15 protein-coding genes and 1 pseudogene are annotated in these 13,955 nt (G+C 64.1%); 5 read left to right on the top strand and 11 right to left on the bottom strand.

The features are described from left to right. Positions 1-118 precede the first annotated feature (118 nt). The gene (locus KI794_RS03525) at positions 119-781 is read left to right on the top strand and encodes a TetR/AcrR family transcriptional regulator (protein ID WP_255809171.1); all 663 of its coding nucleotides are present in this window, start codon (positions 119-121) and stop codon (positions 779-781) included. On the opposite strand, the gene KI794_RS03520 is transcribed toward KI794_RS03525, so the two are convergent. The 3 genes from KI794_RS03520 to KI794_RS03510 form a co-directional block, all read right to left on the bottom strand. Further along, entirely contained in the window at positions 778-1,242 is a 465-nt protein-coding gene (locus tag KI794_RS03520; protein ID WP_255809170.1) for a hypothetical protein, read from the bottom strand. The genes KI794_RS03525 and KI794_RS03520 overlap by 4 nt on opposite strands. Positions 1,243-1,466: 224 nt before the next feature. Beyond that, the gene (locus tag KI794_RS03515; RefSeq protein WP_119283299.1) at positions 1,467-1,829 is read right to left on the bottom strand and encodes a winged helix-turn-helix transcriptional regulator; all 363 of its coding nucleotides are present in this window, start codon (positions 1,827-1,829) and stop codon (positions 1,467-1,469) included. 22 nt (positions 1,830-1,851) lie between these two features. Continuing rightward, a complete protein-coding gene (locus KI794_RS03510; protein WP_255809169.1) occupies positions 1,852-2,487 on the bottom strand; it encodes an NAD(P)-dependent oxidoreductase in 636 nt (211 codons plus the stop codon). A gap of 223 nt (positions 2,488-2,710) precedes the next feature. Here KI794_RS03510 and glsA point away from each other — a divergent pair, with 223 nt between their 5' ends. Together glsA and KI794_RS03500 are read left to right on the top strand one after the other, a co-directional pair. Beyond that, entirely contained in the window at positions 2,711-3,715 is a 1,005-nt protein-coding gene (gene glsA / locus KI794_RS03505) for a glutaminase A (protein WP_255809168.1), read from the top strand. 4 nt (positions 3,716-3,719) lie between these two features. Next, positions 3,720-5,408 (top strand): MFS transporter, encoded by a 1,689-nt coding sequence (locus tag KI794_RS03500; protein WP_255809167.1) that lies wholly within the window; start codon positions 3,720-3,722, stop codon positions 5,406-5,408. Between the two features lie 41 nt (positions 5,409-5,449). On the opposite strand, the gene KI794_RS03495 is transcribed toward KI794_RS03500, so the two are convergent. The 8 genes from KI794_RS03495 to KI794_RS03460 form a co-directional block, all read right to left on the bottom strand. Continuing rightward, positions 5,450-6,631, bottom strand: coding sequence for an amidohydrolase family protein (locus tag KI794_RS03495; protein WP_255809166.1), 1,182 nt, complete (start codon positions 6,629-6,631; stop codon positions 5,450-5,452). A gap of 74 nt (positions 6,632-6,705) precedes the next feature. Next, entirely contained in the window at positions 6,706-7,314 is a 609-nt protein-coding gene (locus tag KI794_RS03490) for a signal peptidase I (protein WP_255809165.1), read from the bottom strand. A gap of 64 nt (positions 7,315-7,378) precedes the next feature. Then, the gene (locus tag KI794_RS03485) at positions 7,379-8,086 is read right to left on the bottom strand and encodes a hypothetical protein (RefSeq protein ID WP_255809164.1); all 708 of its coding nucleotides are present in this window, start codon (positions 8,084-8,086) and stop codon (positions 7,379-7,381) included. A 70-nt stretch (positions 8,087-8,156) separates the two neighbouring features. Next, positions 8,157-9,518, bottom strand: a complete 1,362-nt coding sequence (locus KI794_RS03480) for an RCC1 domain-containing protein (RefSeq protein WP_119283305.1) — start codon at positions 9,516-9,518, stop codon at positions 8,157-8,159. Continuing rightward, positions 9,515-10,138: a hypothetical protein gene (locus KI794_RS03475; protein WP_255809163.1), complete on the bottom strand. Its 624-nt coding sequence runs from the start codon at positions 10,136-10,138 to the stop codon at positions 9,515-9,517. Before KI794_RS03475 ends, KI794_RS03480 begins: the two co-directional genes overlap by 4 nt. Further along, complete coding sequence (locus KI794_RS03470) at positions 10,135-10,740, bottom strand: hypothetical protein (RefSeq protein WP_255809162.1); 606 nt, start codon at positions 10,738-10,740, stop codon at positions 10,135-10,137. Before KI794_RS03470 ends, KI794_RS03475 begins: the two co-directional genes overlap by 4 nt. Beyond that, the gene (locus KI794_RS03465; protein ID WP_255809161.1) at positions 10,730-11,359 is read right to left on the bottom strand and encodes a hypothetical protein; all 630 of its coding nucleotides are present in this window, start codon (positions 11,357-11,359) and stop codon (positions 10,730-10,732) included. Before KI794_RS03465 ends, KI794_RS03470 begins: the two co-directional genes overlap by 11 nt. Before the next feature lie 77 nt (positions 11,360-11,436). After that, complete coding sequence (locus KI794_RS03460) at positions 11,437-12,057, bottom strand: hypothetical protein (RefSeq protein WP_119283309.1); 621 nt, start codon at positions 12,055-12,057, stop codon at positions 11,437-11,439. A gap of 593 nt (positions 12,058-12,650) precedes the next feature. Between KI794_RS03460 and KI794_RS03455 the strand changes: the two are divergent. Both KI794_RS03455 and KI794_RS16275 read left to right on the top strand, forming a co-directional pair. Further along, a pseudogene (locus tag KI794_RS03455) lies at positions 12,651-13,118 on the top strand (hypothetical protein); the annotation flags it as partial. 285 nt (positions 13,119-13,403) lie between these two features. After that, entirely contained in the window at positions 13,404-13,778 is a 375-nt protein-coding gene (locus KI794_RS16275; protein ID WP_370647853.1) for an SdpI family protein, read from the top strand. Positions 13,779-13,955: the final 177 nt, after the last annotated feature.

The raw sequence follows: 13,955 nt of genomic DNA, 5'->3' as shown, positions 1-13,955 counted from the left end.
AAAGTTGACGTCACTTTTATTTATGCGGAATGGTGACACGTGACGTGTGTGCACGCCGGGTACGATGTCTCGTGCCGTAAGTCGCGGCACACCCTCAACGAGTGAGAGCGGGCAACACATGGCGCAGCACCCGGGCGACAGCCAGGCCGATCAGGCCGCGACGCCAACGCCGCTTCCAGCGACACCGAAGGGGCGCGATACGCGGGCCCGAATCACGGCCGCTGCCGAGGCGCTGTTCGACGAGCGCGGCTACGCGAACGTGCGCATCGCAGACATTACCGCGCGGGCGGGTCTCACGACTGGCGCGTTCTACCGCTACTTCACCGACAAGCACGAGCTCACGCTCGAGCTGTTGCGCGACCTCACGGTCGAGGTCTTCGAGTTCATTCGGATACCGCTCGATGCGGCAAACCTCGTCGCCTCGGTCACCGAGTCGACGCAGAAGTACTTCGCGTTCTACGAACGCCACCGCGCGCTCTTCGGCGTCATCGTCGAGCTGTCACAGACAGACCCCGAGATCGCCGAGATCTGGACGTCGTCGAGGCGAGCGTTCTACGACAGAATCAGCGGTGCACTCTCGAGGGCATCGCTTTCGGCACACATCAGAGCCGACCTCGACCTCGCCCTCGCGGCAGAGATGCTCGGCAGCATGACTGAGTTCTACGCCTTTCAGCGATTCGTGCTGCGCGATCCAAGCGTCGCCGGCCGGCCTCTCGACGAGGCGAGCAAGACACTCGCAACGATCTGGCTTTCAGGCATCTCGACGGGCGGGTCATCCTAGGCGCGGAGCGCACTCAAGGCGTCCCACGCATAGTCACCGGTAACGCGTTGAAGGGAGACGATCAGAAGGTCGCCATCCACAATAAGAGTGTCGGTGTATTGGTGCGTCACAGATGGAGTCTGAGTAAACACTGCTTCGGCTGCCTCCGACTCCACCTCCTCATAAACTGATTCACGAAGCGCACTTAGCAACTCAGCTTTGGCTCCGTCATCAATGACCGCGACGGCAAGATAAGTCGACCCATCCGTCTGCGGGATCCCCCATCCGCAGTAGCGTTGTTGCGAAGCGGCCCGAAAAACAGAGGCAGTCACGGGCCCAAGCATCGGCATCACTATCGCGGCCGCGTCCTCCCCGTCGGGCATCTGCTCAAGGCGCGGTTCGTAACTCCTGACCAAATCGGGTGCCAGAATCTCGGCACAGTTAGACGGCAGAACGAAAGCCACGCCTGCGGCTTCATCCACACCTTCAACGCTCCCCGCTTCCGAGGGGGCAGGCGTTGTCGCAGAAGCTGCTTGTCGATCAACTGTTGTTTGCACCGGAGCTTCTGGGGCGCATGCAACGATTCCCAGTACCACCGCACATGCGGCAACTGACAGCCCTGCCGAGCGAACCGATCTCCCCATGACGCCAGCTTAACCAGGGCAGCGCTTTCAGCGCGATAGACGTTCTCGATCTGAACTCGGGCTTACGTCGCGTCAAAGCGTTCCCGCGCAGCCAGCACGTCCGACGCATGCTGGCGCGCCCAGGACTCGACCGCGAGGGCGACTGGGCGAAGGCTCTCCCCCGCACCGGTCAGACTGTAGACGACACGCGGCGGGATTTCGGCGAAGGCCTGCCGCTGCACGAGCCCGTCGCGCTCGAGCGCCTTCAGCGTTTGCGAGAGCATGCGCGGGGAGATGCCGGCGACACTCTGCGAGAGCTCCCCGTAGCGTGCGGGCCCGTCGGCGAGGGCGCCAATGATCAGCACAGTCCAGCGATCGCCGATCCGATCCACGAGTTGCCTGCTCGGGCAATTCGGGTCGTATGGGTCGAACTGGGGCTCGTTCATCTTGGCGCCCTCTCCGGTGAATCTAGTATGCGACGCCGAAGCGCTCGCGGCGATGCTCGCCGCGTTCGATCTCGTCGACGTAGGCAATAGCGTAGTCGGCACCCGAGATTGTCGACGACCCGTCGGGTGCGGTGAGGAGCACGTCGCCGCCAATGCGGAACTCACCTGTGCGCTCACCCGGGTTCCACGACCCAAACTCTGCGGCGGGGCTGACGTAGAACCAGTCGAGCTCGGCGGGGGCTTCGCGGAGCGAATCGAGGATCGCACCGTGTGCCTGCGCCTCGGGCAGGTACGCCTCTGGGAAATCAGGAGTATCGAACACCCTCGGGCCGTTCTCGCCAACTCGAAGTGAGCCGGCGCCTCCAACAAAGCTCAGTGTTGCCCCGTGCGCGACCGCGCTCGCGCTCAGATGCGGAAGGGCGGTTGCCAGCGGGGGCTCGCCCTGAGCGTGCAGCGCAACAACGAGGTGATCGGCGCCTGCTGCGACTTCCTCGACGAGCTGCGCATCGAAGATCGACCCCGCGCGGACAGCGACCGCAGCCGCCTCACCGTCGGCGCCTCGCGAGACTCCGAGCACGTCATGCCCGCGCTCGGCAAGCTCGCGCGTGATGGCTCCGCCTGCGTACCCCGAGTACCCAAACACTACAACTCTTGACATTGCTTCCCTTTCATCGTGCTTACTATCGAAAGTATAGTTACTTTTGAATCTATAGTTCTGGCAGTTTCCTGAGACCACTGAATATGGTGGGCGCCGCACGCAATCATCGCCACGGGGAAGAATTTCGATGACACAGTGAGCGCATTGGGTCTACATTTAGCTTCACGGCGCGAGTGCACAGTCAAGACACTGAGCGTGCAGCGCCCTGACTCGAGGGAGAGCGATGAAGCTCGACATTGCACACGTCGCACAGCGCGCAGCAACCGGGCTCCTGCCTGAAGACTCACGGGTTGACGCGCTCATCGCCGACGCGTTTGCACACGCTGCGGCCCACTCTGAGGGTGCTGTCGCGGACTACATCCCTGCCCTCGCGAGCGCCGACCCTAGCCTCTTCGGCCTGAGCCTCGTTGACGTGCATGGTGAGGCTCACGAGGCCGGCGACTCGGGGGTCGAGTTCTCAATACAGTCGATCTCGAAGGCGTTCGTGTACGCCCTGTTGTGCGACGAAGTCGGCCATGAAGAAGCGCTCGCGACAGTCGGAGTCAATAACACAGGATTGCCGTTCAACTCGGTCGTTGCCATTGAGCTCAACGACGGGCACCCGCGAAACCCGATGGTGAATGCCGGCGCGCTCGCCACAACCGCCCTCATTCCGGGTGCCGACGCAGAAGCACGGTGGCTCACGATTCAGCACGGCCTGTCCCGGTTCGCGGGCAGGCGGCTCGAGCTCGACGAGGCCGTCTACCAGTCTGAGATGGCGGCGAATCAGCGAAACGCGGCCATCGCGCAGCTCCTCGAGAGCTACGGTCGTATCAGGCAAGATCCCGCCGAGGTTGTCGATGTCTACACGAGACAATGCTCGATCCTGGTGAGCGCGCACGACCTCGCGGTGATGGGTGCAACTCTGGCCGACGGCGGCGTCAATCCTGTCACTGGCGAACGCGTCGTGTCGGCAGAGGTCGCCCGCGACACGCTCGCAGTCATGACTGCGTCAGGGATGTACGAGAACTCCGGTGAATGGCTCTTCGAGATCGGCCTCCCCGGCAAGTCGGGTGTCGCTGGCGGAATCGTGTGCGTCGCACCGGGCAAGGGCGGCATCGCAACGTTCTCGCCACCGCTCGACGCCGCAGGCAACAGCGTCCGCGGCCAGATCGCCACCGCATACCTCTCTCGCGCGCTTGGGCTCAACCTCTTCGCGTCTGCTTCTCACTTCACACCGAAGGAGTAACACAATGTCAGCACCCGCAGCACACACCCCCGCCCACGCTGCCCCCGACGACGCCACCCAGGGGCTCCCCGACTCGCAGCTGGCGGACGCACCCGACGAGCGGAGTTCGTGGGTGCCCATGATCGGGCTCTTCCTTGCCCAGATCCTCATGTCGTACAACGTCGCGGCGCTCCCCGTCACGCTCGGCGGCATGGTGAGCGACTTTGGCGTGCCCGCGACCGACGTGAGCACCGCCATCGTGACGTACGGTCTCGTCGTCGCCGCGCTCGTCATGGTCGGCGCGAAGATCGGGCAGCGGGTCGGTTGGGTGACAATGTTCAGGATCGTGGTTGCGGTCTTCGCGGCGTCGGCACTCACAATGATTCTCGCGCCGAGCGTCGGCTGGGTGATTCTTGCGCAGGCCCTCGCCGGTGCGTCCGCCGCGATCATCGTGCCAAGCCTTGTCGCGCTCATCGCCGAGAACTACAGGGGCGCACAGCAGGCGACAGCCATTGGCTCCCTCGGCTCGGCACGCGCGCTCGCCGGAGTGACAGCGTTTCTGCTCGGCGGCACCCTCGCCACGTTCGTCGGGTGGCGGCCGGTATTCGGCGTGGTGCTGCTCATCGCCGTCGTGGTGTTCGCGCTGAGTTTCAGACTGCGGTCTGACCGCGGCGACGCGCGTATCGCCGTCGACGTTGTCGGCGCGCTACTCATCGGCGCTGGCATCGTCTCGCTCACTCTCGGTGTGAACAACCTCAACCGGTGGGGCCTCGTCCGCGCAACTGACGACGCACCGATGTCGATCCTCGGCCTCTCCCCCGCGCCCGTGCTCATCGTGGCGGGAATCATGTTCGTGCAGGGGTTCTTCGTCTGGACCCGGCGACGCACGAGCCTTGGGAGGGAACCCCTCGTAAGTCTCGCGGTGTTTGGGTCGCATCGTGAGCGCGCTGCGATCTACGCAATGTTTATCGTGGTTGCCCTCGAGGCGGCCCTGAACTTCACGGTTCCGCTATACATCCAGATCGTTCAGGGTCGCACCCCGTTCGACACCTCGCTCGCGATGCTTCCGTTCAACCTCACGGTGTTCGTCACAGCGACCCTCGTCGTCAGGTTCTACACGAGGTTCTCGCCGCGCACAATCGGGGTGTTCTCGTTCGTGCTCACCACGGTCGCCCTCGCCTGGCTCGCGCTCGTCGTCACGAACAACTGGGAGACCCTCCCCACGATCCTCGGCCTGTTTGTCTTCGGCGTCGGGCAGGGCGCCCTCGTGACGCTCGTCTTCAACGTGCTCGTCACCGCGGCGCCGAAGGAGCTCGCGGGCGACGTCGGCTCGGTGCGCGGCACGACCCAGAACCTCGCGAGCGCGGTGGGCACGGCCGTGGCGGGTGCACTGCTCGTCGGGATACTGAGCGCGAACGTGACCGCAGCGATCGCGAGCAACGTCGAGCTCACCCCCGAGCTCGTGGCGCAGGCAGACATCGACTCACGAACATTCGTGCCGAACGACCAACTCGCTGCCGCACTCGAGAGCACCGATGCGACGGATGCGCAGGTCGAGGCATTCATCGAGGTCAACGAGCAGTCACGGCTGCAGGCGCTGAAGCTCGGTCTGCTCATCCTCGCCGGCGTGAGCGCCATCGCGATCGTGCCGGCGAGCCGCCTCCCTAACGTGAAACGTCACGAGGTGCCCGACCCGAGCCCGACAGACAACTAGCGCGGAGGCGAGGTGCGGGTCAGCGGGCCAGTCGCCCGCGGTTAGATCTGCACCTCTCCGCCCTCGACAGCGACGACCCCGCCTGCGACGACAAGTTCGCGGCGCGGGCTGCGCATGAGCGCGTCCTGTGGGTTCTCGGCGTCAAGCAGCACGATGTCGGCACGGGCTCCTACAGCAATGTCGTGGGTAACCGCACCGACAAATCCACCCGCCCGACTCGACGCAACCTCGACCGCGTACTCCAGTTCGGCGTCGCTTCGCAGTCCGTGAAGCCTCGCGAAGTTCTGCGCGATCCTGAGCATGTCGCCGTCACCGTAGGGCGACCACAGGTCGCGAATCCCGTCTGTGCCAAGGCCGAACCTCAGGTTCTCAGCCCGCATCTGCGCGAGCGGAAGCGGGGCCGAGCCAACAGGGGCCACTGTCGTCCAGGTGATCCCAGCGCTTGCGAGTTCCGTCACCGTCCGCTCAACCCTGTCTGCCTGCAGGGTGCCCAGCGCGAACCCGTGCGACACGTTCACCCGCCCTTCGCGGGAGAACTCTCGCGTGCGGTCGATGATGAGCTCGTACTCGAACCAGCCGAGCGACCCTTCATCGTGGAGGTGGATGTCGATGCCGCAGTCACGATCGGCGGCGATGCGAAACAGCTCGTCGAGCTGGCCCGCAGGGTCACGGTCGATCGCCGCCGGGTCGAGGCCTCCGATGTGCGCGACCCCGTTCGCCGCAGCCGCGTCGAGCAGGTCGCGCACGCCCGGCCGCCGGAGCACTCCGTCCTGCGGGAACGCGACGATCTCGACGTCGACGGCTCCGCCGAGCACGTCGACCGCCCGCTGCACGGTCTCGATGCCCCGGAGCCCTGTGCCGAGGTCAACATCGACGTGTGTGCGAACCCGCGTTGTGCCGTGCCTGAGGAACTCACGAAGCACGAGCACTGTCGAGTCGAGGCTGGGAATTCCCAGGCTGTCGCGTTCTGCACGTTCGTGGGCGATGCGGCCCTGGGTGCCCGCTTCTCCGCCGTACGAGACCCACGGTTTGCCCCACCAGCTCTTGTCGATGTGCGCGTGGGCGTTCACAAACCCCGGCAGGGCGAGAAGCCCTCGTCCGTCGATGGTGCGCGCTTCGCTACCAGTCGAGCTCTCAACCACGCCGGTGATCGTGTCGCCCGAGATTTCGATATCGACGGGAGCGCCGCCCCAGGGGCGGACCTGAGTGAGTACGAGATCCATGCACCGATGGTATACCAAATTCGACGCGGGGGCGACCCCTCACTGCGCCCGATATCGCCGGCGGGCCACCCCAGCTACACGCGAGTGGCCCGCGGGTCGACATCCCGCGCGGACGACCCATCGAGATCCGTCTCGCCGGGCTCGCTCTGGCGCTGCGGCAGCCCGTCGTCCTCCGCCCCGGTCTGGTCCGCCTTCCCGGTGCCTGCCCGGCGCTCTGGATTCCACAGAAACGCGACGGTCACCGCAAGTCCAAACACGACAATTCCAGTAATGCCGAACGGCGTTCTGAAGACGCCAGCGACGTACCCGGCCCCCGGGATCGTTCCAACGATCTTCCCCACCGTGCGCACCGTATACGGTTGCGGGTCATCAGCCGCGTTCGCGTCGCCCCGCATCGTGATCTCCCAATTCTTAAACTGCTGCTCGATCGAAGTCACGCGGTGCGTGACGAGACCGGCGTCGTTCGGTCGCTGGACAGTCACGATGTCTCCGACGGCGATCTCGGCCACTGAGACCTCCTTCGCCATGAGCAAAGCACCTGTCGGGATCGTCGGCTCCATCGAACCAGACACAACGATCTGCGGCTTCAGACCGAATGCCAGCGAGGCGCCGAAAACGAGAATACAGAAGGCCCCAACGAGCGCGGCAACTGTCAGGATCGCCGAGCGAATCCGTACCATCATATGTGTCTACTTTCCCCTCAATTCGGGCGATGTCACCCGTGGGTGCGCCTGGCGGCGCACCCCGCTACTTCGATTGCGCGGCAAATCGAACACGAAGCGCTGTTTGGCCGCCGTTGTAGTCGGCGGTTTCGGCTGCGTCGACGTAGTGCAGGAACACCTCGATTGTGCGTTCAGCACCGGCAGCACCAGCCACGTATGCGTCTCCCTGTTCGAGCGCATCGGCTCCGCGTGCGGCGAGCTCGCCCACGGCGGCCGCGGCCTGCGCGAGCGGCACTCCGTCTTGCGGGGCTTCAGGGTCGCCGAATATCACGTCGCCCGAGTCTGAATCTACTGCCGAGAATCGGATGAACTTCGTAATGTTTGGCGCGCTTCCGACCGCGCCGTCGCCGATTGCCTCCACGACAAGACTCAGTTCACCAGTGTAGGTCTTGGAATTATTGAACACTGGCACTGCCGCCGAAATGGTGCGGCCAGGCACGAAGCTCTCGGCGTTTGGGATCGGCCAGTCGATACCGGCATCATCGTCAGCCTGTTGGACGGTTCCGTCGGCATCGACGAGGGCGATATCAAACTTGGATGACGAGCCGATACCCTCGCCGCCACCGCCAAGGTTCACGTTCGCGAAGTCAGAGTACGTCGCCCAGGTCAACAGCGCACCGCCGCCAAGCAGCACCCCGCCAGCAAGCGCCACCCTGACGAGGCCCTTAGGTGTAGGGCGCCGGCTGGCCATGTGCGCACCGCGTTCAGTTGCGGCGTGACGGAACGGTTTCATGATCTTCCCTTGCCTGAATCGATAACTTGATTACCTGGACTCTCCCGGAGGGAGCATGCGGCCGTGCACATCAGTACACCTCCGTCACGCGGATGCCGGGAAGCACGAGCGGAGTGAACGTTGCCCGCCGCTCGGTCGAGCCAGAAATGGCTCCCTCACTCGTCGACCCCCACCCGATAAGCACGGAGTCGGCTCGCGTGGCGTAACTCGTGTCGCGCGAGCCACCCACGGCGATAATGTCCCGCAGCGGCAGGCGGATCGGCGCTGTCGCATCGGTCTGGCCCTGCCCCGTCTGCCCGTTCGGCCGGATATTGCCGGAGGCTTGCCACGACGCGTTGTCTCCCCAGCCCCACACGGTGCCTGTCTCGTCGAGCGCCGTGAAGTGATAGTTGCCAGCCGATATCTGGTGGACAGCGGCGGGGAGCTCGACCTGTTTGATCTCGCGCGCCTCAGCCGTGTTGCTCGCAGGTCGGCCAATCTGCCCCTCGGCTCGGTTACCGAACGTGTAGACCTCGCCGGCCGCGGTGATGAGCGCCCCCGCCTGCCTGCTCGACGTGATCGTCTGGATACCGCAGGTGTCGGCCGGGTCATCAACCGCGATCGCGGGCCCCTCGCACCCCACAGCAAACGGGGCCATCTGCGTGACCAGCTCGGGCGTCGGGTTGTTGACGACCGTTGCCGCACCGTTTTCACCCTGATAACTCCGGCCCCACCAGTAGACCTCGTTATCGCGGGTCACTACCCATGTGAGCCGCTGCCCCACATGCATCGAGTGCGCGTTGTCCATCACGAGGTACGGTGCGTCCGGGCCACGCGACTCGCTCGTCGATCCGTTGCCTGCCTGACCGTACTGCCCGGAACCCCAGGTGTAGACCTTGCCGCTCTCAGTCAATGCCGCCATCGTTGCGCGCATCGACCCGAGGTCGATGACCCGCTCGTTGTCTGGGAACTCAACCTTCTGCGGGGTCGCCCGATAGTCGCGGCTGCCTGTCGTAGAGCCGATGCCGAGCCGCCCGAGCTTGTTCGAACCCCAGGTGTACACCTCGCCCTGCTCTGTGAGCGCGCCGAATGTCCCATAGGTTTCGCCCAGGTCGGAGGCGCCGACGACCTTCGTCACGTCGCGCAGACCGAACACCGGTTTCGGGCTCTCATCGCTGACCGTCTCCTGCCCGTTTCCGCTCATACCGTAGCCCTTGTACCCCCACACCCACACATAACCGCCCGAGAGCGCGGCCGAAGTCGCAGTGAACTGCGACGAGACTGCGAGGTAGACAGCCGGGGCGGTGTACGTGGTTTCGACGGCAGTCGCCGAGTCGGTGTACGCGGCCGCAGTTGGATCGCTGAGAATGACCCCGCCGGTGGCAGTCGCTGCGACAGCAACCACCGCCGCCGCACCGACAGCCCGCACGATCTTCGCGGTTCGCCGGTTCATGATTGCCTCCCCTGATCTTCAGCCTGACTGCGCGCGCGACGTGCGACGAGAATCCCGCCTGCAGTGAGCGCGGCTGCTGCGACGCCCCAGACCCACGGGCTCGTCCCGCCGGTCTCGGCAACCGAGCCGCCGCCGGGACCAACCTCTTGGCGGGCCGAGGCGATCTCAATCGTGAATTTCCCAGAAGCACCCTGGTACTCGTTACCCGCGGCGCGCGGCAACGAGATCTCGCCGGTGACTCTGAGTTCTCCGGCCGCCGGCAGCACCGCCAACGGCACGTGTGCGTCGCCTACGAGATCCTGCACGGGACCCGCCAGAACCGGGGAGCCGGAATCGACACCGATCGCAACTTCACCGGGGTCTGCCCCGGCGAACAGCGGGCCCTCGGCGTCCGAGAGCCGCACGAACACCTCTGCCTCGTTACCGGTCGCGTTCCCCACATTGAACGCCCAGTCCGAGTGTTCGCCGGGCGCCGGTGCCTCCACCGTGATGACCCGTTCCTCGAGCACGAACAGCTCGGGGTCTCTGGGCGTGACGGCTCCCGCTGCGGCCTGACCGATCAGCGTGAGCGCACCCGCACAGGCAACGGCGGCAGAGCACCGCACAGCTGCATACCTCATGACGAGACTCCTTCGATGTGGAATCCGATTCTCGTGTCCTTACCGAAGTAGTACGGAGTTCCAAGGTCTGACTGGTACGCGAGCTGCAGCACTACCGTGCGATCCTCCCCTGCTGGCCACGCATCGAGTGTCATGGTGAGATCCGCTGCAGCGACCTGGTCCGCCACCAAGACCCCGTTGGTGTCCCATGCCGAAACGAGCAAGACTTCAAAGGGGTCGCGTTGCACCCCGTCGTCGTCAGGGGGCGGGGGCGGAAGGAGCGAGGTGAGGTGCAACGTCACCGTCCCGCTCTCTGAGGTGCCCGCGTTTCTGAGGGTGAGCTCAGTGCGGTGTAGCGGCTCGCTGCCGATTTCGTTGATTGGCGGGGCGTCAGTCACGTCGAGTTCGAAGGGTTCGGGGTTGCCCTGCTGCGTGGTTCCGTCGCCGTCGGCAAACGCGATGTCGTAGGTCGCTCCAGCAGGTGCGAAATTCACCGTTGCTTGATCGAGGTAGGCGGCGGCTGTCGCAGCCACCCCGGCACCCAGAAGCGCTCCGGCAGCGATCAGCACCCGGAGTTTGCCAGTGCGGCCCGCTCCCTGGGCTGCAGGAGTGTTACTTTCCACTTTCGCTCACCGCCTTGAAACCAAATTGGATCTGTGTACTTGCTTGCTGCCACCGGTCGTCGACGTCGCGCGGTAACGAGATCGCCACGTCAATCTCGCGGACTTCGCCAGGTTCGAGCGGTATCGGCCACGTGTATGTGCGGTCAGCAGCGGTGCCTGATCCCGCGGTGCGAAAAAATGTCGCACCGTCGGCAGCAAGCTCAAATTCGAGCTGGTCGAAGAGTTCCAGGTACCGGCCCGTCGCCGGGTCGGTTGCGTTTCCCTGCGGGTCAGGATCGCTGAGTTCGAGCTCGAGCCCACCGGCGATCCGTGGACTCGCATTTTGCACGGCGATTCGAACGTGCTTCGTCCCGCCGGGCGGCAGCTCAGTCGAACCGCCGAGGTCAATGAGGAAGGGTTCGTCGTCTCCCTGCGCCCAGTCAGCGTCCGCTGGTCGCCACCCAGGCTCGACACTTCCCGCCACAACAATGTCGAAGGTGTTCTGCGAGCCGTCTACCTGAGCTTCGAGGTCGGCGAAATCTGTGAAGAATGCGGTTGTCATGAGCGCAGTCACGCCCAGCAGGCCGCCGCCTGCCACGACGAGACGCGCTCTGTCTGCGCGTCGGGAACTCACGGTCATCGGGATCGCCTCTCGCTCGCATGGGAAAGTGGTGCGTCCCGGCCCGGACGGTCTTTCGTCCGGGCCGGGAGAGGAAGCTAGTTGGAGGATTCGGCCTCAAACTGCGCTTGCACGAAGGCACTCTTTCCCTGCAGGGCGTTGTTGGCTGCAGCGCTGCCCTGGTCAAGCAGCGTCACGGCAACCTTCACGTTGCTCTCGTCCGCAGCCGCAATCTGGGTGAGGCTCAGCGCGTTGACTGCTGCCTGAGTCGCATTGGTCGCGACATCTGTGCCGTCAACGGTGATCGTGTAGCGAAGCTGCGCTGCGTAGTCAGCGTCGGAAGTCTTGCCAGGCACGTCGCCGAGCGTCAGCGAGAGATCGGCTGACAGCTTAGGGCTGTCGTTGAGCACTGGGATGTCAACGAAGATCGTGTCTCCGGGAGTGATGGTGTCTGCGCCGGTGAGTGCGATGTCGACGCCCTCAGCGGTGTCGGCTTCCTGCCAGGTGCCGGGAACGGGCACGCCGTCAGCGTCGGTGCCGACAACCATGATGTTGAAGGTGTTGTCGCCGCCGCCGATACCGCCACCGGTCCCATTGCCCAGGTTCAGATTCGCGAAATCAGTGAATGCAGCTGCAACGGCGAGCGCGCCGACCCCCAGCAGCGAGCCCGCTGCGATGAGTACTCGTTTCCGCCCCGACTTCTGGTTTACCTTGGTCATTGCTTCTCCTCTTTCAGTACGCGGCCACCGCAAGTGCAAGGTGCACCTCGAGATTCCTGACATGGGGCGCACGGCGTGTGCGACCCATGTAGAAGGCCACGACCGAAGCTAGGTGAGCGAGCATCACGGTTTCAATGGGTCGGGGAACCGATGGCGTAGATCTGAGTAAGGCCTACCCTGCATTTGAGTGAACCAGCATTCACATCTGTGCAAAACAGTGCTTCAACTGGTACCACCCAAGCAAGTGCTCTCAATCGCCCAAATGGTCCAGATGGGCGCCCGAAATCGCCATGCACGCGGGCGCATACGAGGCCCACAACCGGCAGATCGGACCCCCGCCAGGCTGGCCTTCTCGGGTCCACGCGCGTGCGCGACCCGCAGCCCGCGACCCGCGGCTAAAGAGACGACGTGCTCGCTACGGTTCTCGTCGAGCACCCGTGGCTCACCCACTCAGCGCTGGCAGTGTGTTCATCGTCGCCAGCCCGATCCTCGATCGGGGCGCTCATTGGGGCGGCTATCGCGCTGCTCGCGATCACGCTTCACACGCGCCTCCAGACTGACGCCATCCGCTCGATGGACACGACGCGGGCGTCAAGTCGATCATCTACACGATCTACACGCCATCGATGCCCGACTCCGCCGCCACGCTCGGCGATGCGGCGGAGGGCATCGTCTGGGCGACAGTGTCAGGCACCTACGGAGACGTTGTCGGCAAAGTCTTCGCTCGCGCATTTACCGCGGCGTACGGCGAGGGGCCCGGCTATTCACAGGCCGGCCTCGGCTACGACCTCGCCCACATCCTCATTTCTGCGTGGCAGCACACCGCCGACCCGAGCGACGTCGCGGGCACGCTTGCAGTGCTCCGGTCGACGAGGTACCGCGGAGTGAACGGGAGCTACACCTTCGGCACGGACGGGCAGTCGACTGTCGCCTACCCCGAGGAGACGAGCGACCCGTCGATCGGCAATGCGCGCCTCGTCTTCCAAATTCAAGACGGCGAGCACGTACGCCTCGGCTCGCCGCCATACGGCGACGGTGTGTTCCGCAGGCCGCAGCGCTAGCAACAGCAAGCTCGAATTCAACGAAAAGAAACCACTCAACGTGCGATTGTTGCTCAAATGGGCTACCGTAATGTAACCCATGCACTACCTCACATCACTCAACAACGAAGTTGGCGATTCACATGCAGCGAAAAACCCTCAATGCTCGTACCCTCACTGCAGTTCTCCCAAGCTCAGCGGCCGGGGCCCAGAACCCAGCCACAAACGACGCCTCAATAGACGATATCCCTCCAGCTTTTCAATCTGCGAGGACACCGTCTGGCAACACTGAAGTGTGATTCCCCCATGACCTTTGGCAGCTTCAACTGGTTCTTTCTCGCAGTCACGGGGGTGGTAATCAGTGTGATTCTCCTTGGAGCAACCGGAAGAATTCGCAGAAACAGATACGTCGGAGTCAGAACTCGCCATACACTCAAAAGCGATGAAGGTTGGATAGCAGGACACCGCGCGATTGTTGGCCCAACGCTGATTCTCCTTCTCCCAACAGCGATCATACTTATTGGCTCAGCTGCAACTTCTTCGAAGGTGCGAAGTGCGCTTGTGGCCTTGTCGGCCGCACTGATAATCGCTACGGCGCTCATTGGTTCAGTGACAGCAGAGAGAGCAGCCAAAAGACTCAGCACAAAACGTCGCCCGGCTGAGGAGAATAACGACAAGTAGCGCGTTCACCCGCGGTTGCACGGGTGAACGCATCCCCAGGTTCAAGACGGCGAGCACGTACGCCTCGGCCCGCCGCCATACGGCGATGGTGTGTTCCGCAGGCCGCAGCGCTAGCTTTGTCGAGATCGTTTCGGGACCCTGGTGCCATCTAGCTAGCTTTCGTCGCGCTAATGAACT

Origin of the sequence: Leucobacter aridicollis, from assembly GCF_024399335.1 — a bacterium.
Lineage (GTDB): Bacteria > Actinomycetota > Actinomycetes > Actinomycetales > Microbacteriaceae > Leucobacter > Leucobacter aridicollis_A.
The sequence above is the reverse complement of the archived record's forward strand: the minus strand, read 5'-3'. Positions and strand labels throughout refer to the sequence as shown.